General features: G+C 49.0%; 16 protein-coding genes. 13 read left to right on the forward strand and 3 right to left on the reverse strand.

What is annotated here, in order from left to right; all coding sequences use genetic code 11:
- The first annotated feature begins 7 nt into the window (after positions 1–7).
- Both BGO59_RS11840 and BGO59_RS11845 read left to right on the forward strand, forming a co-directional pair.
- The gene (locus tag BGO59_RS11840) at positions 8–2,632 is read left to right on the forward strand and encodes an ABC transporter permease (RefSeq protein WP_293683836.1); all 2,625 of its coding nucleotides are present in this window, start codon (positions 8–10) and stop codon (positions 2,630–2,632) included.
- Positions 2,633–2,688: 56 nt separating this feature from the next.
- Positions 2,689–5,322 carry an ABC transporter permease gene (locus BGO59_RS11845; protein ID WP_293683837.1) on the forward strand — a complete coding sequence of 878 codons (2,634 nt, stop codon included), beginning with the start codon at positions 2,689–2,691 and terminating at the stop codon, positions 5,320–5,322.
- A 191-nt stretch (positions 5,323–5,513) separates the two neighbouring features.
- On the opposite strand, the gene BGO59_RS11850 is transcribed toward BGO59_RS11845, so the two are convergent.
- Positions 5,514–6,389 (reverse strand): hypothetical protein, encoded by an 876-nt coding sequence (locus BGO59_RS11850; RefSeq protein ID WP_293683838.1) that lies wholly within the window; start codon positions 6,387–6,389, stop codon positions 5,514–5,516.
- Between the two features lie 194 nt (positions 6,390–6,583).
- A complete protein-coding gene (locus BGO59_RS11855; protein WP_293683839.1) occupies positions 6,584–6,790 on the reverse strand; it encodes a hypothetical protein in 207 nt (68 codons plus the stop codon).
- A gap of 8 nt (positions 6,791–6,798) precedes the next feature.
- Between BGO59_RS11855 and BGO59_RS11860 the strand changes: the two genes are divergently transcribed.
- The 7 genes from BGO59_RS11860 (at position 6,799) to BGO59_RS11890 (ending at position 13,460) form a co-directional block, all read left to right on the forward strand.
- A complete protein-coding gene (locus BGO59_RS11860) occupies positions 6,799–7,977 on the forward strand; it encodes a helix-turn-helix transcriptional regulator (RefSeq protein WP_293683840.1) in 1,179 nt (392 codons plus the stop codon).
- Between the two features lie 70 nt (positions 7,978–8,047).
- A complete protein-coding gene (locus tag BGO59_RS11865; RefSeq protein ID WP_293683841.1) occupies positions 8,048–8,854 on the forward strand; it encodes a C10 family peptidase in 807 nt (268 codons plus the stop codon).
- A 129-nt stretch (positions 8,855–8,983) separates the two neighbouring features.
- Positions 8,984–10,225, forward strand: a complete 1,242-nt coding sequence (locus tag BGO59_RS11870) for a DUF1343 domain-containing protein (RefSeq protein ID WP_293683842.1) — start codon at positions 8,984–8,986, stop codon at positions 10,223–10,225.
- 186 nt (positions 10,226–10,411) lie between these two features.
- On the forward strand, positions 10,412–11,527 hold the full coding sequence (mnmA, locus tag BGO59_RS11875; RefSeq protein ID WP_293683843.1) for a tRNA 2-thiouridine(34) synthase MnmA: 1,116 nt from the start codon (positions 10,412–10,414) through the stop codon (positions 11,525–11,527).
- 128 nt (positions 11,528–11,655) lie between these two features.
- Positions 11,656–12,363: a DUF1080 domain-containing protein gene (locus BGO59_RS11880; RefSeq protein ID WP_293683844.1), complete on the forward strand. Its 708-nt coding sequence runs from the start codon at positions 11,656–11,658 to the stop codon at positions 12,361–12,363.
- A 108-nt stretch (positions 12,364–12,471) separates the two neighbouring features.
- A complete protein-coding gene (locus tag BGO59_RS11885) occupies positions 12,472–12,726 on the forward strand; it encodes a hypothetical protein (RefSeq protein ID WP_365981833.1) in 255 nt (84 codons plus the stop codon).
- Positions 12,727–12,791: 65 nt separating this feature from the next.
- Complete coding sequence (locus BGO59_RS11890) at positions 12,792–13,460, forward strand: HAD family phosphatase (protein WP_293683845.1); 669 nt, start codon at positions 12,792–12,794, stop codon at positions 13,458–13,460.
- Positions 13,461–13,677: 217 nt separating this feature from the next.
- Here the strand turns inward: BGO59_RS11890 and BGO59_RS11895 are convergent, their stop codons facing one another.
- On the reverse strand, positions 13,678–16,914 hold the full coding sequence (locus BGO59_RS11895; RefSeq protein ID WP_293683846.1) for a hypothetical protein: 3,237 nt from the start codon (positions 16,912–16,914) through the stop codon (positions 13,678–13,680).
- Between the two features lie 161 nt (positions 16,915–17,075).
- Here BGO59_RS11895 and BGO59_RS11900 point away from each other — a divergent pair, with 161 nt between their 5' ends.
- From BGO59_RS11900 to BGO59_RS11915, 4 genes are all read left to right on the forward strand, one after another.
- On the forward strand, positions 17,076–18,119 hold the full coding sequence (locus BGO59_RS11900) for an agmatine/peptidylarginine deiminase (RefSeq protein WP_293683847.1): 1,044 nt from the start codon (positions 17,076–17,078) through the stop codon (positions 18,117–18,119).
- A 133-nt stretch (positions 18,120–18,252) separates the two neighbouring features.
- Positions 18,253–18,975 (forward strand): hypothetical protein, encoded by a 723-nt coding sequence (locus BGO59_RS11905; RefSeq protein ID WP_293683848.1) that lies wholly within the window; start codon positions 18,253–18,255, stop codon positions 18,973–18,975.
- Positions 18,976–19,067: 92 nt separating this feature from the next.
- A complete protein-coding gene (locus BGO59_RS11910) occupies positions 19,068–21,422 on the forward strand; it encodes a peptidylprolyl isomerase (protein ID WP_293683849.1) in 2,355 nt (784 codons plus the stop codon).
- A 123-nt stretch (positions 21,423–21,545) separates the two neighbouring features.
- Positions 21,546–22,919 (forward strand): peptidylprolyl isomerase, encoded by a 1,374-nt coding sequence (locus BGO59_RS11915; RefSeq protein WP_293683850.1) that lies wholly within the window; start codon positions 21,546–21,548, stop codon positions 22,917–22,919.
- Positions 22,920–23,013: the final 94 nt, after the last annotated feature.

The raw sequence follows: 23,013 nt of genomic DNA on the forward strand, positions 1-23,013 counted from the left end.
AAAAAACATGAAACCGAACCACCATCCCCCACCCCGCTTTGCCACCTGGCTCTTGGACCATTTCGGCCATCCTGATACTCGCGAGGAAGTTCAGGGTGATCTACTGGAACTGTATGCCCATTGGACACAAACGGTGGGGCAGAGAAAAGCCAACTGGCGATATAGCCTCAGTGCTCTTAAACTGCTGCGACCACTGGCTAAGCGGAAAAGCAACGAACAGTATACAACCTATCATTTTTTGAATCCTGTTATGATACGCAATTATATAACCGTTGCCTTTCGGAATCTGATTCGCAACAAAGCCTTTTCGACGATCAACCTAACGGGTCTGGCGCTGGGCATGGCCTCCAGTCTCTTTATCCTGCTCTGGGTACAGGACGAACGTAGCGTAGATGCCTTTCATGCCAACGGGAAGTACCTGTATCAGGTCTACGAACGCCACTATTTTGACGGTAAAACCGAAGCCGATTATACGACCCAGGGATTATTGGCCGAGGAGCTGAAACGGGTTATTCCAGAAGTGCAGTACGCCAGCAGTATCCAGGGGAATCATATCGTCAAGACGGCCTTCGAAGCGGGTGATAAACTGAATAAAATGGACGGTACATTTGCCAGCGATGATTTCTTTCGGATGTTCAGTTATCCGCTTCTTCAGGGTACACCCCAAACCGCCTTGGCAGCACCAACGGGTATTGCCATTTCCCGGAAAATGGCCGATTATTTCTTCGGAAGCCCGGAACAGGCTATGGGGAAAGCGATCCGCTATGAAAACAGAGATGACCTGACCGTCACTGCGGTTTTTGAAAACATACCCGCCAATTCGTCGCAACAGTTTGATTTTCTGCGTGGCTGGAAAGCCTATGTAGCGCAGAATGATTGGGTTCATAACTGGAACAGCACCGATCCATACACCTACATTCAGCTACGGGCCGATGCGAATCCGATGGCTGTCGAAGCCAAAATCAAGGATTTCCTGTATCGGTATAAGCCCAAAAATCCGTCGTCTGTAGACGAACTTGCTCTGCAACCTTATTCAGAAACGTACCTCCATTCGAACTTGAAAAATGGCCGGCCGGAGGGTGGCCGCATTGAGTATGTACGCCTGTTTAGCCTTGTTGGTCTGTTTCTGCTGGTTATTGCCTGCATCAACTTCATGAATCTGGCGACGGCCCGCTCGGCCAAACGTGCTAAAGAAGTGGGGGTCAGAAAAGTAGTAGGTGCCATTCGGTCGGCGCTGGTTGGGCAGTTCGTGGGCGAAGCCATGCTGCTGACCTTATTCTCGATGCTTCTGGCAATTGGGCTGGTAGCAATTGCTTTGCCAACCTTTAACAACCTGACGGGCAAACAGCTGACACTACCTTTCGGCCAGTCTGTTTTCTGGGCTACATTACTGGGATTATTGCTGACTACCGGATTCTTGTCCGGTAGCTATCCTGCCTTTTTCCTGTCGTCGCTGAGCCCGATTCGGGTGCTGAAAGGCCGATTACAGTTCAGCCCCGGTGCCGCTACATTTCGCAAAAGTCTGGTTATTTTTCAGTTCGGACTTTCCATGCTGTTGATGGTTGGTATGATTGTAATGTACCGCCAAATGAACTATATCCAGACTAAAAACCTGGGTTACGACCGCGAAAACCTGCTTTATCTGCCCATCGAAGGCGATTTAACTACCAAATACAATCTGTTTAAATCAGAAGTCAGCCAGTTGCCCGGCATCGTATCCGTATCCCGGATTCGTAATTCACCTACTACCATCGATCATCACACAGGCGACATTCGCTGGGTAGGCAAAGATCAGAATCAGGCGGCATCGCTGGCGGACGTGCTGGTCGGTTACGATTTTGTGAAAACCATGCGGCTTAAACTGGCCGAAGGGCGTGATTTTTCTGCGGACTTTGGTGCCGATTCAGTCAGTTATGCAGGCTTCCTTGTCAATGAAGCTGCCGTCAAAAAATTCGGTTATACTAATCCAGTTGGCAAGCCGCTATGGTGGGGAAACAACGAAGGTAAAATCATTGGTGTACTCAACGATTTTCATTTCAGTTCAATGCATCAGGCCATTGAGCCCCTGGTGATTCGACTGGACGAAAGTAAACCATTCGGAACCATACTGGTACGCACTGAAGCCGGGAAAACCAAAGAAGCTCTGGCCAATCTGGAAAAAACGTGGCAGCAGTTGAATCCTAAATTTCCATTCACCTATCAGTTTTCCGATCAGGAATTTGCCCGGCTGTACAAACGTGAACAGATGGTCAGTCAGTTAGCCAATTACTTTGCGGTGCTGGCCATTTTTATTTCCTGTCTGGGACTGTTTGGGCTAGCTACGTTCACGGCCGAGCAGCGGACGAAAGAAATTGGTATTCGGAAAGTGCTGGGCGCTTCGGTGGGCAGTGTCGTTACGCTCCTGTCGAGCGACTTTTTAAAGCCCGTGTTGATCGCCATTATCATCACGACGCCCATTGCCTGGTACGTTATGACCCGCTGGCTGGACGATTTCGCCTACAAAGTCGACCTTTCTTGGTGGATATTCGCCTTAGCAGGCGGCCTGGCCATCGGTATCGCCTTGCTGACCGTGGGCTTCCAAAGCATTAAAGCTGCTCTGATGAACCCCGTAAAATCATTGCGGTCGGAATAAACCCATTATCACGTAGAGACAAGGCATGCCTTGTCTCTACAAACAAATACAAAACCATGCACCCACCCCGCCTGGCCACCTGGCTGCTAGAAACCTTCGGCCATCCCGACACCCTGGAAGAGGTGCAGGGTGATTTGCTGGAACTGTATGACCACTGGGTACAAACCGTGGGCATGAGAAACGCCAACTGGCGCTATAGCCTGAGTGCGCTGAAGTTGTTACGACCACTGGCCAAATCGACATCCCAACTTAGATACCCGACACCTTTTTTATTAAGTCCTGCTATGATTCGCAATTATGTAAAAATCGCCTGGCGTAATCTGACGCACGCCAAAGTCTTTTCCGGCATCAATGGATTTGGGTTAACGCTCGGAATAACCTGCGCCCTGCTGGTCTTTCTGGTTATCGTTCATGAAACCAGCTACGATACGCAGCATAAAAACGCCGACCGTATCTATCGCGTCGAAACGGTGAACAACAGCGACCCCAACCCGCATCCGGGAACCTACACCGAAATGGCCGTTGTCTTGCCTAAAGAAGTGCCTGAATTTGAAGCAATCGCACCCGTCTACTACGAATGGGGCCGGGGGGTGTCGATTCCGGCGTCGGGTGATGTTTTCCGGGAACCGATTACGTTTACCGATCAGACTATTTTTCATCTCCTCGATTATCAATGGGTTACCGGCAATGCTCAAACGGCACTTACCCAACCGAATCAGGTAGTGTTGACAGAATCATCGGCAAAGAAGTTTTTTGGCACCACCAACGCCCTTGGCAAAGTCATTCGCTACGACAACAAACAGGACTTGCAGGTAACGGGTGTGCTGAAAGATCATCCCGAAACCACGAGTTTTCCTTTTGATATCATGGTTTCCTTTTCCACCCTTAAGCGTGTGCAGCCGGATTTTGATTCGCACGGCTGGAATGGATTTGGCGATAATTTTCATATCTATACCCTCCTCAAACCAGGATTCAGGCCGGAGCAACTGACGAATCGCTTTCATGCCATACAGGTCAAATACCAGAAAGATCCGAAGACGGTTGCCAATCAGCACTTCGCGTTACGACCGTTATCCGAAGTACACTATGGGTTCAATTTCAGTGGTCGGCAGGCCAGTATAAAACTTCTCCGCATCCTCGCCCTGATTGGCGGTCTTGTTCTGCTCATCGCTTGTATCAATTTCATCAACCTGACGACGGCCCAAGCCCTCAAACGGGCGAAAGAAATCGGTATCCGAAAGGCGGTAGGTAGCAATCGATTGTCGCTCATCTACCAGTTTCTGACCGAAGCGGGTCTACTTACGTGCCTGGCTACCCTGATGGCTCTGGTACTGGCCTGGCTATTCCTACCCTCGATTGCGTCAATGATGGAGCTGCCCCTAACAACCGCTGATTTAGCCACCTGGAAGGTCGGGGTGTTTCTGGCTGGTTTAGCGATCATTACTACTGCCTTAGCCGGAACCTATCCAGCCTTCCGACTATCGGGTATGCCACCGATCTGGGCACTGAAAACCAATAAGCTCCCAAAAGGGGAACGCAGTATCTCGTTACGGCAGGGATTGGTCGTGGTGCAGTTTACCATTTCCATGATTCTGATTAGCTGCGCCTTGCTTATTAACAGGCAACTATCGTTTTTTCAGAACGCCGATCTAGGGTTCAACAAAAACGCCATTGTCACCGTTGGACTGCCCAGCAACGAACCCGACAAACTGCAAACGCTACGGGCGCAGCTAATGGAATCGCCACAGATAAAAGATGTGAGTTTCTCGCTCAATAGCGCATCGTCGGAAGGCAACTGGATGCAGGGCATGCAATACCGCAAGGGAGCCAACGTGAATGAAATTAAAACCCAGATGAAAATGGGCGATTCGCATTTTCTGGATACCTACGGTATTCAACTGCTGGCAGGCGAAAAACTCAAGGATACCGATACCACAAAGGCTTCGTTAAAAGTCATTGCCAACGAGATTTTCCTTGACCGAATGGGCATTAGTCGGCCGGAAGCAGCGCTTGGGCAAACGATATTTTACGGCGACGGGCAGGAATTTGCGACCATTGTTGGGGTGGCAAAAAACTTCCATGTCAATTCGCTTCACCAGAAGATCGACCCGACGCTAATTCAGGTAGTCCCCAATAATTTTTATCAGGTAGGCATTAAGCTACAAAGCGAATATCCTACCACCCAATCGATACAGTCGGCGTTGACGACCATTGAAAAATCCTGGAAAGCTACGTTCCCCAACCATGTTTTTGAGTACCAGTTTCTGGACAAAACGCTGGCAGACGCTTACAAAAACGAAACCCGAACCTCGCAGTTGATCGAAACCTCCACACTGATCGCGATTTTGATTGCCTGCCTGGGCCTGTTCGGTCTGGCTACGTTCTCCGCCGAACAGCGTACCAAAGAAATTGGCGTTCGGAAAGTACTGGGCGCATCGGTCGCCAGCATCATCGCCCTCATGACCAAAGATTTCCTGAAACTCGTAGCCATCGCCATGCTGATAGCTTCGCCCATTGCCTGGTATGCCATGAGTCAGTGGCTGCAAAATTTCGAGTTCAAAATCGGAATCACTTGGTGGGTATTTGCCCTAACAGGTCTGTTGATGGCGGTCATTGCCCTGCTGACGGTTAGTTTCCAGAGCATCAAAGCCGCCCTGATGAACCCGGTAAAATCACTGCGTTCGGAATGATTGGGTGTCGAAATTGATGTACCAATAGTGTATTATAGCCTGTTTAAACTTCTGTGGAATAGTTATTTATGTCATCCCGACGCAGGAGGATCTTCGGTGAGTGCCCATTGAGTAGCCTGTTTTCGAAAATCCCTCCTGCGTCGGGATGACATAAAATACCAACAAGTTCTTAATCCCGATTAATCCCGGCCTTACTGATTAATTGCTAAAAGAAGGCCGGGAATCATCAAAAGACCATCTAAATACACATAATATACATAGTCGGACAGGGGTGACTGAAGCCGACGAGCACTCAAAACCAGGAGTACCATAGGCAAGCCCAGACATAGGAGAGTTTTCGGCGGGATTCCCTGAAAAAACAAGGCCGTAAGCGTAACCACATAAGCCACCACTAACCCCCGAAAAAACAGGAGTGCCTGCTGGTTTGTGAGCATCGATACAATGGTTAGCCATTTCGATTTACCGTCATCGCTCCGGTCGCGGTAGTCGAACCAGAAGGCAATGCTGTAGATGAATACAAACCAGTTTAAAGCCCAGGTAACGACGAGCATACTGCTGAAATGCCGGGTTGTGTCGTTAATGAGCAGCGGAAGCCCAACCATAACGTATGTCCAGACCATCGACAGGTAGGCCGTTTTGAGAATGGCAATCCGGCGCAGTGCCAAAAAAGGCCAGAAATTAAGCTTGGGAGCCGTATACAAAAACGCCAGCACAACAACCGGAAAAAGATCGTACAGATAGGTCTTGAGTGCGTACAGTTCGCGTAAACCAATAATGGCCGACAGCAGAAAAAGCACGAGTAGCAACGGTTTGTTTCGTTGATTCCAGCGAAGCCGCAGAGCGCCTGCCGTCGATAAATCGGTCGGTACATCGGTCAGGTACCAGTGTAGAGAATAACTGCCCAGAGTGCCCGCAAACACGAAGAGCAAAAGCGAACGGGGTAGCCTGAGATCAAACAGCAATGCGGTCGTCTGGCATAAAACAACAGCGCAGAACGCAATGTAGGCATTGCTAAACAGAATGAACTGGAGCGCAGATTCTAAAAAGCCAAGCAGGGCTCGACGCATTCGATCATGATCAACTACGTGCATCAACGATACAGACAAGTCAAATTCTCAACTAGACGGTTAATGTGTACCCACACTATTGACGCGTGTACGGCAAGTATAGTCTGGTAATTTTTAGGGGGCAAAGCCATACCGAATCACCTCCCAAAATAAGGTAACAATTGACAGAACTTGTTGGTTATGCTGCTATTTAACTACCATTCCTTTAGCTTATCACCCTCCACCGTGAAGGGCGGCCGTTTGGCGGAAGTTATGACATCAAGACCGAACGTACCCCAAACGGCTGGTGCATTAATCATCTGAAATAAAACCTTAAATAGACCGATGGCAACGCATCGCTTCAATAAGGTCGTTTTACCCGTACTTTTGTTGTACCGGCCCGTTGGGGGTTGGTACAGCAAAAACACAGGTGAATATAAGCCTACACCCTTTCGACCTCATTGTTATCCTGGGTATCGCACAGGGACTTTTGTATGCTATCCTGTTGCTGACAAAGTATGGCCAATACCCTAGTAAGCAGTTACTGGCTTTTTTGCTGTTTGTTTTCTGCATTCTCAGTGCCAAAATTCTACTTCACACGCTGGGTTTATGGCAGAATCCGCATCTACGATATATCCCGCTGGCTTTCGACCTTGCCATCCAGCCGCTGCTTTACCTCTATGTAGTGTCGCTGACCCAGCGAAATTTCGTGTTTAAGCGAGCGTATTGGCTTCACTTTACCCCCACGCTGCTTTTTATGCTCCATGCCGTGCTGGTTTACAGCCGAACCCAGGCGACGGATAATCTGGCGATCAAAGACCAACTGGCCGAAGACCTGTACTTCAACACAGTGAAATCCATTGAAGACGTTCTGTCGGTTCTGTCGGGTATTGCGTATGGATTGATTAGTTATCGTCGGTTGGTTCGTTACCGGCAATGGTTGTTCAATTCAATTTCCAATTCGGCTTATCCAGGCTATTTGTGGCTGCGTACGATACTGGTTCTCATGGGAGGAGCCTTGCTGTTGCTGGGCCTGAATCTATTCCTGGATATGGGGTTAGGCTTCAATGGCCGGTACTTTTTTCATTGGCAGCTATTTTATGTGTATCTGGCCGCAAATGTGTACTACCTGGGCATTGTTGGGTATCAGCAGCCACCGTTTGACGTAGCGTTTGATGAGTCGGTAGCCGATACGTCGCCTAAACGAGTGCTCGATACGTTGAAAGACGACCAGATTCAGGGCGTAAAAAGCCGTATCGAAACTGCCCTCGAACAGGAGTCCGTTTTTTTGGACCCCGATCTGAGCCTGAATAGTCTGGCCGTTCACCTACAGGTTTCACCAGGGATTGTTTCGGCCGTAATTAACAGCGAATTCGAGAAAAGCTTTCGGAGTTTGATTAACGAACGGCGCGTCGAGGAAGTAAAGCGTCGGCTGACCGACCCGGCCTACAAACATCTGTCAATACTGGGCATTGCGCTGGAAACGGGTTTTAATTCGGAAGCCAGTTTTTACCGGGTCTTCAAATCCGTAACCGGGCTGTCGCCCCGACAATATACGGCCCAGAATACTCCCAATATCGTTATTGAGAACTCTCAAAAGCCAAAATGAGAGGTTTGCCAGCGAACGGCATGCGTGTTTTGCCCCGACAATTTATCGTTCAACGCAAATCATCATCGTCATGCTGCGAGTTGCCTTCATTAGTTTTCTGGTTATCCTTTCCTTGACAACCGTATCGGCCCAGTTGCAGGAGCCGGTTCAAAAAAACGGTACTGTTCTGCTGAAAACCCACTGGGATCAGTTTGGCCCCTATGCCCGCTATGCCCCCGATAACCATGTGTTGGGTTGCTGGAGTACGGCGCTGGCCCAGATTTTTTATTACCATCGGCTTCGGCCCACAGGTGTCGTTTCGTATCAATGCTCAAAAGGGTATAAAATTGAGGATACGCTGGCCAATCATACGATAGCGTGGGATCAGTTTGCGACACGTATCGAGCCAACTACGCCCCATGTGGCCCAGGATAATGTGGCCCGGTTTTCGTATATGACGGCCGAAGTGATTCGCAAAGATTTTGGAACGGGTAGCTATCTGGAAATGGTGAACCCCGTCGGGCAGGTAAATGCCTATTTCCCCTGCCAGGCTGAGTTTTATGTGTCGTTTACCGAACCAATTCCACTCTCTAAGGAACAGTTAGCGGCTATTGCCCAAAAAGAAAACATTCAGCATGTGCTACAACGCGATGAGGTAGTGAAGCTGATTCAGCGCGAAATTGATGCGAAACGGCCTGTGTATTTTCATTTCGGGAATTTCACGACCTACGGTCATTCAACCGTTATCGACGGCTGCCAGCAGGAAAACAACACGTTTTGGGTGCATATCAATTACGGCGCTGGTGGAAAACGCAGTGGTTGGTATGATCTGTTTAAGCCGATTGATGTTGCCGACGACATAAAACTGCGCGCCTTTGTCACTGTCAAACCCAATTAATTGGTCATTATTGTTGATTCTTCGGCTTGTCCGCGATACAATCGTGGGCAAGCTAATGGTCGATTGTAAACTTGTAGGTCAGCTTTTTTATCCGCAACTTGCCTTTTCATTGTCGATTTGCTGATGTTCATGAAAACAATTGCCCTCTTTTTGGCTCCACTTCTCCTGGGGCTTCTTTTTCCAACTACGCCTGCCGAAGTAACTAGCAACTTCCTTACGATAACTCCGCCTAAAGCCGCCAAACTCATGACAGGTGCCGATCAGATTTCGGCTTATCTGCCTTACCTGAAAGGAAAACGCATTGGTATGGTCGTTAACCAGACGTCGATCATCGGCAATAAACCGAGTGTCGATAGTCTGTTGAGCCTGGGCGTTACCATTGTCCGAATATTCGGACCAGAACACGGATTTCGAGGAAATGCCAGCAACGGAGCCAAAGTAGATGACGCGGTCGATACAAAGACAGGTATTCCAATCATTTCGCTATACGGAAAGAACAAAAAGCCCTCACAAGAGCAACTCGCCGACATTGACCTGATGGTTTTCGACATTCAGGATGTAGGTTGTCGGTTTTACACGTATATCAATACGCTCAACCATGTGATGGAAGCCTGCGCCGAGCATAAAAAGGAGCTGATGATTCTGGACCGTCCTAATCCGAACGGATTCATCATCGACGGGCCGATTCTGGAAAAACACCTGTATTCGGGTATCGGTATGCACCCTATTCCGATCACACACGGTTGTACCATCGGGGAGTTTGCCCAGATGATCAACGGCGAAGGCTGGGGTGGATTGCCCGGAAAAAACCTGTGTCAGCTCAAGATTATCAAGGTTGCCAACTACACGCACGATACGCCCTATACGTTGCCGGTTCTGCCTTCACCGAACCTGAATACGCAGCAGTCGATTATGCTTTATCCAAGCACCTGCTGGTTCGAAGGCACGATCATTAGCCAGGGGCGAGGTACGTATATGCCATTCACCGTCTTAGGGGCTCCGGCGCTCAAAGGTATCTACCCGTTCTCATTTAAGCCCGTCAGTATCAAAGGCATGAGCGAAACTCCTCTGCATCAGGATACCGAATGCTATGGCCTCGACCTGCGGAATTACGACACAAATACATTTCGCAAAAGCCGACAGCTTAATCTCCAGTGGCTGATGGAATTATACAAAGCGTATCCCAATAAAGAGCAGTTCTTCGATACAAAATATAGCAACCAGATTGGCAATTTCAACTTCCGCAGTGGCAACGAAGACCTGAAGAAACAAATCATTGCCGGTGTATCGGAAAAAGAAATCCGCAAAAGCTGGGAACCCGGTTTGTCAGCCTACAAACAGATGCGGAAGAAGTATTTGCTGTATCCATAGTTTTTCTGACAGGATTTACAGGATGAACAGGATTTTTGCCAAGACGGACGAATCCTGTTTTATCCCGTAAATCATGTCAGAAAAAGCCCATTGGAAACCAATTTCAACAAATCCGGTGTTGAACCCTTATTGGATAATTTTCTAGCAAGTTAAATCGGAGGGCTTTGAACCCTCGCAGATACGTACATGAGTAAACACGGACGCATTCTGGTCGCCATGAGTGGCGGCATTGATTCTTCACTGGCATCGGTTCTGCTGCACGAAGAAGGATACGAGGTCATCGGCATGACCATGAAAACCTGGGATTACGCATCCTCAGGAGGTACCAAAAAAGAAACCGGCTGTTGCAGCCTCGACAGTATTAACGACGCCCGCAACATCGCCGTCAGCCTGGGATTCCCTCACTATATTCTCGACATCCGCGACGAATTTGGGGATTATGTCATTGACCATTTCACAGGCGAATACCTGGAAGGCCGCACCCCAAACCCCTGTGTTCTTTGCAACACGCACATTAAATGGGACGCCCTACTCCGCCGGGCCGACCGGCTCGATTGTGAGTTTATTGCAACCGGGCACTACGCGAATATCCGACACGAAAACGACAGGTTTGTGATCTCGAAAGGGGTCGATACCCTCAAAGATCAGTCGTATGTACTGTGGGGCGTATCGCAGGAGAGCCTAAGCCGGACCAAACTGCCACTGGGCCACCTGCGCAAATCCGAAATTCGGGAGATGGCTAAAGAACGGGGTTTTATTGAACTGGTTACCAAATCAGAATCGTACGAAATCTGCTTCGTTCCCGACAACGATTACCGGGGATTTCTGAAACGACGGATGCCAGGTCTGGAGGCCGAAGTGGCCGGCGGTAATTTTGTGATGGAAGGAACAGGCAAGGTACTAGGTAAACACCAGGGCTATCCGTTCTATACCATTGGGCAGCGAAAAGGGCTCGGCATGGCGTTTGGGCAACCAATGTTCGTGACTGAAATCCGAAAAGACACCAACGAGGTTGTGCTGGGCGTCGACAAGGATTTACTGCGCGATGGTATGATTGTCAGCAAATTGAACCTGCAAAAGTACGATCATATTGCCGGGCTGCTCGAAACCGTCACGAAAGTACGTTACAAAGACCCCGGCACGTCCGCTACCATTTCCCAATCGGGCGATAAAATCGAGGTGCTTTTCCACGAAGGCGTTTCGGCTATTGCTCCTGGTCAGGCCGCTGTTTTTTACGAAGGCGACGACGTGGTTGGCGGTGGCTGGATCATGAAAAGCTTCCGCCAGTCGGATGCCCTTTAAATAGGGTTTAAATACAGAGTCACGGAGAATACAGAGTTTACTGGGTTCTTCGTGTCTCTGTGTTTAAATCAGACTTATTTTTACCTTGAAGCAGGATGTTTATATTCGTGCTGCAAAACCACCAAGTCATGTCTAAACTCACCTTTACGGCTTCACTGATTTTTAGCATATTATTTTCGTTGGCAGTCCATTCGCAATCCATTTCGATTCCGCCTAAAGGGCATCCTAACCCAAGTGGTGCGGGCTGGAAGCACCTCTTCGGACCCGATCTTTCAGAAGCCGTTTTTCCTAAAGGTGTCTGGTATCGGGATGATGAAGGAGCTTTGACCGCCACAGCCGATAAAACCATCTGGACGGCTATTCCTTACGACGATTTTATTCTGGACCTTTTTTTCAAAACCGCCGATGGTACGAACAGTGGTGTAGTGGTTCATGCCAGCGATACCACCAACTGGATTCCGAATTCAGTAGAGATTCAGATTGCCGACGATTACGCCAAACAATGGGCCGATTCGCCCAAAACCTGGCAATGTGGTGCTTTTTTTGGTCACCAGGCCGCTACGAAACAAAAGGTGGTGAAGCAACCAGGCGAGTGGAACCGCTACACCATTACCTGCCAGGGCAAAATGATCTATGTAGTGCTGAACAACGAACTGGTGAACACGATCGATCTCACCAAATTTACATCGACCAAAACCAATCCTGACGGCTCGCCAGTACCCGAATGGCTCAACAAGCCTGCTGCCGATCTTCCATTGCATGGATACATAGGCTTACAGGGCAAACATGCTGGTGCTCCCATCTATTTCCGAAATATTAAGGTCAAGGCCCTATAGCGTGGATGGCCCGTCCGCGTAGCCGAAGGCTACGTTGTAGAGGCTACTACATTCTCCTCTGCGTTCTATAAAGCGAACCGGGACAGGGGATATTATTGTTGCACAACTATGATACCTACCGAACCGCAGACTCGCTTCAGCCATACATTACCCGAACTCCGTTTTTCTTTAAGCCTGCTTTATGTAGGGCGGTTTCTGCTGGGAATGCACAATGCTGCGCCGACGGACGAAGAGCGTGTTCAGGCATTCGATGACCATATCGAAACGGTTACTGATGAGCTGGTCGCTACAGAATTACTGCACGAAGCCGCTGTGCTGGCCGGAGATATTTTACCAAACACCTCACCAGAGAATCCAGTTTAAGCAACGTTAAGCAGCAATCATCATTCTATACGTTTCCTGCTTTTGCTGCCGAAATCCATTCTATTATGCCCAATGCTCCGTTTGCCGCCCTGTTTGACATGGACGGTGTTTTGATCGACAATGCCGATTTCCACCTGAACGCCTGGTTGCAATTTGCCCAAAATCACGGTCTTTCGCTCACCCGCGATCAGTATATGGACCATATCAATGGCCATATATCTGCCGATTCACTGGCCTATGTCCTGCAACGCGCGGTTACACCTGCTGAGGTAATCATACTGACCGAAGAAAAAGAAGCAATTTATCGGGAGTTGTACCGTCCTCATCTTCGGCCCACACCGGGTTTGATTACGTTTCTGGATGCACTCAAAAGAGCGGGGATTCCAATGGCCGTTGGTACTTCAGCGCCTGAAAGCAATGTGGGTTTTACCCTCGACGGAACCCATCTACGTCCCTACTTCGATGCAATTGTCGATGCCAGCATGATTCATAAAGGCAAACCTGATCCCGAAATTTACCTCACAGCCGCCCAGCGTGTAGGCGTAGAACCCAGTCACTGTGTGGTTTTCGAAGATGCGTTTGCAGGTATCGAGGCTGGACTTCGTGCCGGAATGAGCGTCATTGCCCTGGCCACTACACACACCCGTGCCGAATTAGCCGATAAGGGAGCCAAACTAATCATCGACGATTTCACCCAATTGACTGTGGAGCAGGTACAAGCCTTGGTTGGCTGAGTTAGTAGGCGGAGTCAGGCTCTTACAACCTGACCCGTGAAGTTTTTGAAAATCGAGCCAGCTAAACTGTTCGGTTTTGAGAAACCTCACGAGGTCAGATTTAAGAATCTGACCTCACCCTATTGACTAATACAAACAACGTCTTAATTGATTCTCTACGATCTGTCTCCTCACAGATCGTGGGCAACTGTTCATTTGAAAGAATTTACAGCTTTATTTACTGAGGCTTTACCAATCGTTCTTTCGTTGTATCGGTCAACTGGCGAAGGGCCGTTAGTTTGTCGGACGCGAGTTTGCTTCGACTCAGCCAGCCATCAAACAAGTCGAAGCTCCACCCGTACACTTTGGCCGGATGCAGGCTAAAATACTTCGTTAACCGTTCCAGTGCCTGCGATCCAGTCTGTTCATTTTTCAGAACGCTCAGGCAATTGGCCAGATATTCTTTCAGAATTTCGTACCCATCCCGGATCTGTTCTGTCGGCAGGTTATTCAGGGCTCGTTGCGCCCGGTCGTACTGGCCGGTTAGTAAACTCAGTTCCACAATCGTCAGGCGGGTACCGGGGTCGGGATACGTCAGTTTTTCATAGGCTCGAATGGCCCGGCAAAAATTGGAATCGGCTTCGACCAGCTTATTTTTCTGGGCCAGATACCGGCCACTTTCGGTGTAAATATGCCCACTCAAGGGTGTTTGATCATTCGTCGGTAGAAACCGTTCGGCCTGTACTATGGCTTTAAATGCTTCTTCTGGCTGGCCCGTAACCCCCAAAATAGCTGCTTTCTGTTGCCAGTATGTAGCCAGATTTCGATTAGCCGATGCTGGATCCGTAAATTTATCCTTACGGAGCATCGGAGCATACTCAATGGCTTTATCGTAATCGGCCAGGGCATCGGCATACTCCCTCCGGAAAAAGTGCATACTGGCTCGATGGGCATACGGCAAGGATAGAATCGTATCGGGCGCATAGTCGATAGCCTTCTGAAGATCAGTCATGGCACCTGACCAGTCGCGTGTTCGGGCTTTCTGATTAGCTATTTGCTGGTAAGCGGCAGTCACTCTTCGATTCGGTTTACGCAAGCTTTCCAGTGGTACTAATCCAGCCTCCACAAAGCCTACCCGTAGGGCCTCTTTATCATGAAAACCCTGGTTAAGCGCATCAGGAAGCCGGTTGTCCCACAACGAAACAACATTTAGTTTGGGGGCATAGAGAATCTCGACGGGCAACTCCATCAATCGATTCTGATGCAGATTGAGCATACTCCAACTCACCTCTTTCCAGGGAATGGCGGGGAGATGACTGATATTACATTCCGTAAGACTCAGGTTAAACAGGCTTTTCAGCCGGGCCAATTTTGTCAGCACGTCATCGATGTCCAACTGAGGTTGGCGCTCAATAGCGACATCCCACAAATTGGTACAATAGACCAAACTATCCGGTAATTGCTGCAAGCCTCCCGTTGCTCCTTCCAACACTTTTTCTTTACCTGTAACTCTCAGATTACGAAGCTTCACCAAGCGGCCAATGGAGTTAGGCAAACCTTCCAGCTTATTCCGTTCCAGCGACAGACTGGTAAGTTCCTGACAGTTCCCGAGGCTAGTTGGCAAGGCGATTAACTCGTTATTACTCAGCATCAATTGCTCAAGTTTAATTAAAGCACCGATATTATCAGGCAGGAGCCGTAACTGCGTTCCCATAATCGTAAGTGATTCCAGATTTCGCAACTCACAAATGGACGCAGGCAACTCAGTGATCGGATTTGGATAAATAGCTAGCCGGGTCAGTTTTGTCAGACCGCCTATCGTGGCGGGTAAGGCAGTCAGTTCATTGGTTCCAATACTCAAATCGGTCAGATTGCGAAGTTGGCCGAGTTTATCGGGGAGGTTTTTTAGTCGGTTATTGCCAATCGTTAACTGTTGTAACGAATCCAGTTGACCGATACTGGCTGGCAACTCCCGCAACTGATTATTCTGCAACGAAAGCCAATGAAGCTTTCGCAGTTTACCCAGGTCGTCGGGCAGCCGTTCCAACTGATTATTGTCTACGTTCAACGTTCGCAAGGCCGACAAACGTCCAAAAGACCCAGGCAATTGCGTTAGTTTGTTGCGAGACAGTTCAAGTGTAGTCAACTGTGTCAACTGACCCAGGGCATCCGGCAACGTCACCAGTTGATTCCCACTGGCCATCAGTCGATGTAGCGACCGTATCCGGCTAAGATCGGGCAGTTGAGCCAGTTTATTTCCAGACAGATTCAGGTCTTCAAGTGCGGTTAACTGGCCAATGTCAGCCGGGACAGAATCAAGACCGCAATAACTTACACCCAATTTTTTCAACTGACGCAACGAACCGATGGACACGGGTAGCCGATCCAGTTTCAGATTCTCGATATACAATTCCGTTAGTTGATTCAGCTGGCCCAGACAATCAGGAATTTTCATCGACGTCCCTCGCCCGGTCAGTCTCAGCGACCGTAGGCGAGCCAGCGAACAGATACCCGACAGATCAAACGGGTGCGCGCTCTGGATGGTGAGCCGTTCCAGAGCAGGCAGGTAAATGAAATCACGGGTATTGATCACTAACTCCGAGTTGTTGTTTACATAAAACTCTTTTAGACTCGTTAGTTTATTTAATCGTAGCTCCCGCAATGAACGGATATTATCCAGCGTCAGTATGTTCAGGTTGGTAAGTCCATCAATTGTTTGCTGAAACGTCGTAGAATCGACCTTGACAATTGCCAATGACAGCTCCTGCAATTGCGTTAAGTTTCGGAATAACTCTGGTTTAATTACCCAGTTCTGCCCGCTAACCTTCAATTGCTCCAGTTTATTCAACTGACTCAAATCGAGCACTATAGGATCGATAGACGGAACGCTGTTCTGATCGAGATGGAGAATTTTCAGGGTAGGCAACTTTTCTATGATCGGCTTCCATAATCGATAATCACCATTGAGTCGAATATCCATCAGTTTTGGCCACTGCTGAATCGTATTGGGTGCCGTTTTTAACAAACGAGCGGTTTCTGGTTTATTTTCGATGAGTGCATACCCCAAAATGACCAGCCGCTCTAACGATGGCCAGTTCCGAACAGCCTGAAAGAGCGAGTCTGTTTGCCCGACTGTCAACCCGCTCAGGCTTAAAACGCGCACCGATGATAACTGACTCAACACAGCCAGATTTCCCTGCCGATATACCGACTGATCGATGCTTAAGGCTTCTATTTTTTCACCAGCTTTTGCCCGCTGAAGCAATTGATCGAGATTTTCAAAGCTATGCGCATCTGGCTTGGGATAATAGCTAGACGGCATATACGTATTGACTGGCTTATACACAGGATGCCAGAAGGGTAATCGATCAAGCGCCGATACCGGCTTTGACATGGGTTGAGCGATACCTTTTGTTGCCCAGATCAGGAGCAACGCAATCGCCTTGAGCCAACAAAGTTGCCTGTTGAACTGCATATTTATGTATTTTTGCCGGTGTGCTGTAATGGTTGCATGAAGATACAGCCATTGATTGAATCAACCACATTATCAATGTATGATGAATACGCTGAAATGAATAAGGTTAGCCACTACCTTATCGTGCATGGTATTCATTATTCATCCTATATCGTTCGTAAATGTCTTTTCTTCCTGCCCGTGAGGGCTTTTTCTTTCCTGCCGAATGGCATCCACACATGGCCACCTGGCTCAGTTGGCCACATACCGAAGCTTCCTGGACCAAAGATCGTCAGGAGCTGATGTTTCCGGCCTATATCGACTTCATCAAGGCCATTGCCGAAAGCGAGCAGGTGTGCATTAACGCCCATAATGAGATCGTTATTCAGGCAGCTAAACTCCGCTTATTGGCAGCCGGAGCCGATATGAGTAGGATTACACTCCTGCCCCACCCGACCAACGATTCCTGGTGCCGCGATCATGGACCTGCATTCTTGATCAACCCGGCCAAAAAAGAACGAATGATTGTAAACTGGGGGTATAATGCCTGGGGAGAAAAATACCCTCCGTATGATCGGGACGACCTAATTCCGGTCGAAATCGCGCATTACCGGGGATTAAATTACGTAACACCGGGTATCATTATGGAAGGTGGGTCGGTCGAATTTAACGGGGCAGGTACGGTACTGACCAGCCGGGCATGTTTACTCAACCAAAACCGTAATAGCCATCTGAACCAGGCCCAGATTGAACAGTATCTGTGCGATTATTACGGTGTTCAACAGGTACTCTGGGTCGAAGAAGGCATCGTTGGTGATGACACTGATGGTCATATCGACGATACGGTCCGATTCGTCAATGAAGACACGGTGATAGCTGCCTATGAATCGAATCAGCAGGACGATAACTATCCGTTTTTGCAGGAAATCCATCACGAACTCAGGCAAATGCGGCTTCTGAATGGCAAGCAACTGAACATTGTTGAGCTGCCCATGCCCGATCCGGTTGTTAGCGACGGTTTGCGGCTCCCCGCTTCGTATGCCAATTTCCTGATCACCAATGGTGCCGTCATTGTCCCTACGTTCCGGTGTACCAAAGATCAGCAGGCCCTCGACATCATCGGCACCTGTTTCCCCGACCGAAAAATCATTGGTATCGACTCAACCGACATCGTCTGGGGCCTGGGTAGTTTTCACTGCCTGAGTCAGCAAGAGCCACTTGTCTGAACCGGGATTCCGCTGATTAAACTGATTTTTATGATTTTGTTTATCTGGAATAAACTCTTCTCAGTTTAGCTACTTGATATGATTCATAAACATCCATTTACCAAAATCTCGCTTGTTCTGGTATACTGAAGCAATGAATATTTTTAACAAAATCATAAAAATCAGTTTAATCAGTGCAATCCTGGTTCAGACAATGGGCTGCGTGCGTCAACCGGCTCTTACGGCTGAGCTGGTTCCCCGTTCGTTAAAGGCACTCAATCTGGAAGAGACCCTTACCCGGCGCGATGAACTGATGTTGGCCTATTCGCTGACGAGCTACGATGCCCAGAATAAGGCGGTTGGGGTTGTCAATGGCGGCTGGGGCGTGGTGCCGGTCCAGAAAGATCAACAGATTGACCTGCAAAAGAGTGGTTCGGAACCAATTAGCCCGGCCAAGCCCATCAGCCTGACCTTACCGCGCAACGGACGCATTGTGGCCTCATTGGTGCTGATTGAAGTGGACGATTACACCCGTGCCCGGGAAACAATGGCTAAAATCCAGAAAATCCACAATGTAGTGGCTATTCCGGTTGGCTTACTCATTACGGCAACCGAAGTTCTGACGCCACTCAAATATGTATCGGCAGGTCTGGTGGCATCAGGAGTTGGCTTACAATTGATCGATAAACTCGACGAAGATGATTTGCTGGGTCAAAGTAGTGTAGAACTCCGGGAGGCTGATCTTCGAAAATCAGGCCAGCGTCTGGTGCATGTACCGGCTCAGTTTACGGGTCAGCATATGAAGGATGCATTCGACTACCGACTGGACTACGATGTGCTCCTCAAAACCGTTAAAATTCAGCCTGTTCGCCAATAACCTTGCTACCCAATCGTTCCTTTAACGGGAGCGAATGTTTTTGTTATCAGAACTGTTTTACCCCTACGTTCCCAATCACTTAAATCGACGCTATGCGCCATATAACTGGAGGTTTATTGCTGGCTTTACTTGTCTCAGCCTGCAAAACAACCACACCTGTTGTTCAGCAAACTCCCCCAAAACCAGTCATTCTGACCCTGGGCAACAAGACATTCACGACCGATGATTTTTTTCAGTCGTTCACCAAAAATCAACTTTCGGCGGACTCGGCCCAACGTACCGATATCAAAGAGTATTTTGATTTATACACGAATCTTAAACTAAAAGTACTAGCTGCCGAAGCCGAAGGGCACGACACGACCGAAGCCTTTCGGGAAGAGATGGCCACCTACCGGAAGCAACTGGCTCAATCATATTTAACCGATAAGTTACAGGTCGAATCTTTGGCGGCAGAAGCCTACCAGCGTATGCAACAGGATGTGAATGCCCAGCACATTCTGATTTCAGTATCGGAAGATGCGCTTCCTGCTGATACATTGGCTGCTTATCAGAAAATTGTATCCCTACGTCAGCAAGCACTGGCCGGAACGGATTTTGCTCAGCTTGCCCGCGATAACTCGCAGGATGTGGCTACGGCTAAAACGGGTGGAAATTTGGGCTTTGTTCCGGTCTTCGACGTGGTGTATCCGCTCGAAACAGCCATTTACACGACACCCGTTGGGAGCATTTCGCAGCCCGTTCGAACCCGATTTGGCTATCATTTGATCAAGGTCAATAGCCGTCGGCCTAGTCGGGGGCGGGCGCGGGTAGCGCACATTCTGGTCCGCATTAGTCCCAGTGCCGACGAGGCAGGTCAGAAAGCCGCTCAGGAGCGTATCGATGCCGCTTATGCCCGTTTGCAAAAAGGTGACTCGTTCGAACTGGTTTGTCGCGAAGTTTCCGATGATGCTACCTCCAAAAACAACGGTGGAGTTTTACCCCTGTTCGAACCCGGCCGCTGGGTGCCTGCGTTTGAAGATGCTGCTTTCTCGCTCATCAAACCGGGCGACTATTCGAAACCCGTTCACACTAATTACGGCTGGCATATCATCAAACTCATCGAGCGTCGGGCCATTGACCCCTACACCACGCTGGCCCCTTCGCTGCGGCAACGGGTTACGACCGATAGCCGGGCCGAGATGCTCCGGCAAGCTACCGTGCAACGGTTACGGAAAGAGTATGCTGTTGAAGATGTCAAATCGCTACTCGATGTTGCGCTTACCAAAGCCGACAGCAGTTTACTACGCGGACAATGGCGCTACACCGAACCGCTCGACCCAACCCTTCAGGGAAAGACGCTCGTTACCATAGCCCGGCAGCCCTTCACGGTCAATCAGTTTTTTGCCTTTGTTCGTCAGCGACAGCAACCCCAGCGAAATCCAGCCCTGGCTTCCAATCCGGCTACACCGGCCGACCGACCAGCTACGGGGTCTCCGATTGTTGCAATGCGTCGGCTGTACGATCGTTTTGTTGGTGATCAGTTAATCGCCACCGAGGAAGCTAATCTGGACAAAAAATCACCCGAATTCCGGGCATTGATGAACGAAATCCGCGATGGGGTACTGCTTTCGCAAATGATGGAACAGAATGTGTGGGATCGTTCGATGAGTGACTCTACGGGTCAACGGCTCTACTTCGAGCAGAATAAAGCGAAATATCGCTTCCCGGAACGGGCCGTTGCCACCATCGTAATCGCTCAGAACGACAGCCTGTTAGCCCAGGCGACAACGCTTTTTAGCAACCGCCCACCCTATCAGCTTAAGCGGTCGGCCGCACCTTTGTCGTTTACCAAAAATCAGACAACGCTAACTCCGCAACTACGCGAAACCCTGTTCGATGTACTGGTTGTCATGAGTCGCAACCCCGATTATGTGGTTGAAGTGAGCGGCTCACACGACCCTACTGAAACCGATACCGTCTCGGCCGGTCGCATTCGGAATGTGGTCAATTACCTTCAGAAGAACGGTGTGGCCTTGAGTCGGATCATGGAGAAAGATTACCAGGGCGCCCGACCAGGGGTAGCTCGTGATGCGCAGCGGAATGTTACGTTCCAGTATTTCAGCAATTCGAAAGAGGATGTCGTACGTGTGCTCAACAGCCGATCCGCAGCTACTGGAAACCAGCCAGCCATCACGCTTACAGAAGGTGTTTTTGCCGAAGGGTCGAATCCCTACCTCAACGCCATCAATCAGTGGAAAGTGGGGACTACTACCTTGCATCGCGACAATAAATCCGTTGCCGTCATCATCAGCCGGATAGAACCCGCCCGTGCCAAAACATTTGCCGAAGCCCGTGGAACGGTTATCAACGAGTACCAGGCTCAGCTTGAAAAACAGTGGCTTACACAACTCAAACAAACATACCCCGTTAAAGTAAACGAACAGGAAATTCAGCGGTTGGTAAAATAAGCTTGGAGCGAGGAGCTTGGTGCAGGGAGTTATCTCAACCACCCAACTCCAAGCACCAAGCTCCTCGCCTTAATTTTTCTTAAAACACAGGCCTATAGCGGTTCTGTGCGTATATTTGAGATTATGAAAAAAGTAATCAGCAGTGTGCTTCTTATTTTGACGGGCTTTCTCCTGACAGCTCCATCGTTTGGGCAGGGACAGGGTTTAAGCCTCAATAAAATAATCGCCAAAGTCGATAATTACTATGTGCTGCGCTCCGACCTCGAAGAGGCTTACCAGTCGTATGTCGGACAAAATCAGACCCCTCCGCAGAAATGCCAGTTGCTCGAAAGCTTGGTAATCAATAAAATGATGCTGGCCAAAGCAGAGATCGACTCAGTCGTAGTAGACGACAAAATCGTGGACAACGAACTCGATACCCGTATGCAATACATGGTGCAGCAGTTCGGGTCCGAGAAAAATATCGTTGAAGCCTACGGCAAAAGCCTGGAGATGCTGAAAAGCGAGCTACGCCAGCAGGTGAAAGATCAGAAGATTGTCCAGAAAATGCAGCAGAAAATTACGAACGATGTTAAGATCACTCCCCGCGAGGTTCGTAAGTTTTTCGATAGCATTCCCAAAGACAGCCTCCCTTACATGCCTGCCGAAGTGGAAGTTGGCCAGATTGTCCGATTTGCCAAACCGACTAAAGAGCAGAAAGAAGCCTTGCGCCAACGGCTGCTTGATTTGAAAAAGCGCGTTGAAAAAGGGGAAGATTTTGGTAAGCTGGCCAAAGAAAACTCCGAAGACGTAAGCTCAGCCGAACGCAATGGGGATTTAGGGTTTGCCAAGCGGGGGATGATGGTGGCTCCTTTTGAAGGCGCTGCGCTCAAACTGAAACCCAACGAAATGTCGGATGTGGTTGAATCGGAATTTGGGCTTCACCTGATTCAGTTAATCGAAACCCGTGGTGCCGAATACCACGCCCGGCACATTCTGCTACGCCCCGATTACAACCGCCTTGACCTGACAGGCCCAACCCATTACCTCGATAGTCTGCGGAACCTGATTCAGATCGACTCACTGAAATTTGACAAAGCCGCCAAAGATTTTTCGGAAGATAAATCCACGGCCGATGCAGGTGGACTGCTCCGCGATCCACAATCGGGTGCCAGCCGTTTGGCGATGGACGGTACCATGGAATATGCCCTGTTCCAGATGCTCGACACCATGCAGGTAGGAGCCATTTCGAAACCGTTACCTTACCGGACCGAAGATGGCAAAAGTGCGGTACGGTTGTTGTACTATAAAAGTAAGATTGTCCCCCATACGGCTGACTACACGAAAGATTTTGAAAAGCTACAAACCATTGTACTTCAAAATAAGAAAAACCGGGCTATCGACGACTGGTTCCGCAAATCGATTGCTGACGTGTATATTACAATCGACCCGGAATTTCATGGCTGTCGAATCTTCGGCACAACCCAAAATAGTGCAGCCAGTACTGGTGGAAATTAATTTTGAATGATAGAATGATTGACTTGTTTACTAATGATCTCACTGAAACAAGTCAATCATTCTATCATTCTATTATTCAAAACTAACTTTTATA

Source organism: Spirosoma sp. 48-14 (genome assembly GCF_001898575.1).
Taxonomy (GTDB): domain Bacteria; phylum Bacteroidota; class Bacteroidia; order Cytophagales; family Spirosomataceae; genus Spirosoma.

Excerpts from the sequence above, each read along its gene's own strand:
- BGO59_RS11840 (WP_293683836.1), top strand. The coding sequence starts at position 8 with ATGAAACCGAACCACCATCCCCCACCCCGCTTTGCCACCTGGCTCTTG.
- BGO59_RS11845 (WP_293683837.1), top strand. The coding sequence starts at position 2,689 with ATGCACCCACCCCGCCTGGCCACCTGGCTGCTAGAAACCTTCGGCCAT.
- BGO59_RS11850 (WP_293683838.1), bottom strand. The coding sequence starts at position 6,389 with ATGCGTCGAGCCCTGCTTGGCTTTTTAGAATCTGCGCTCCAGTTCATT.
- BGO59_RS11865 (WP_293683841.1), top strand. The coding sequence starts at position 8,048 with ATGCTGCGAGTTGCCTTCATTAGTTTTCTGGTTATCCTTTCCTTGACA.
- BGO59_RS11870 (WP_293683842.1), top strand. The coding sequence starts at position 8,984 with ATGAAAACAATTGCCCTCTTTTTGGCTCCACTTCTCCTGGGGCTTCTT.
- mnmA (WP_293683843.1), top strand. The coding sequence starts at position 10,412 with ATGAGTAAACACGGACGCATTCTGGTCGCCATGAGTGGCGGCATTGAT.
- BGO59_RS11880 (WP_293683844.1), top strand. The coding sequence starts at position 11,656 with ATGTCTAAACTCACCTTTACGGCTTCACTGATTTTTAGCATATTATTT.
- BGO59_RS11885 (WP_365981833.1), top strand. The coding sequence starts at position 12,472 with ATGATACCTACCGAACCGCAGACTCGCTTCAGCCATACATTACCCGAA.
- BGO59_RS11890 (WP_293683845.1), top strand. The coding sequence starts at position 12,792 with ATGCCCAATGCTCCGTTTGCCGCCCTGTTTGACATGGACGGTGTTTTG.
- BGO59_RS11895 (WP_293683846.1), bottom strand. The coding sequence starts at position 16,914 with ATGCAGTTCAACAGGCAACTTTGTTGGCTCAAGGCGATTGCGTTGCTC.
- BGO59_RS11900 (WP_293683847.1), top strand. The coding sequence starts at position 17,076 with ATGTCTTTTCTTCCTGCCCGTGAGGGCTTTTTCTTTCCTGCCGAATGG.
- BGO59_RS11905 (WP_293683848.1), top strand. The coding sequence starts at position 18,253 with ATGAATATTTTTAACAAAATCATAAAAATCAGTTTAATCAGTGCAATC.
- BGO59_RS11910 (WP_293683849.1), top strand. The coding sequence starts at position 19,068 with ATGCGCCATATAACTGGAGGTTTATTGCTGGCTTTACTTGTCTCAGCC.
- BGO59_RS11915 (WP_293683850.1), top strand. The coding sequence starts at position 21,546 with ATGAAAAAAGTAATCAGCAGTGTGCTTCTTATTTTGACGGGCTTTCTC.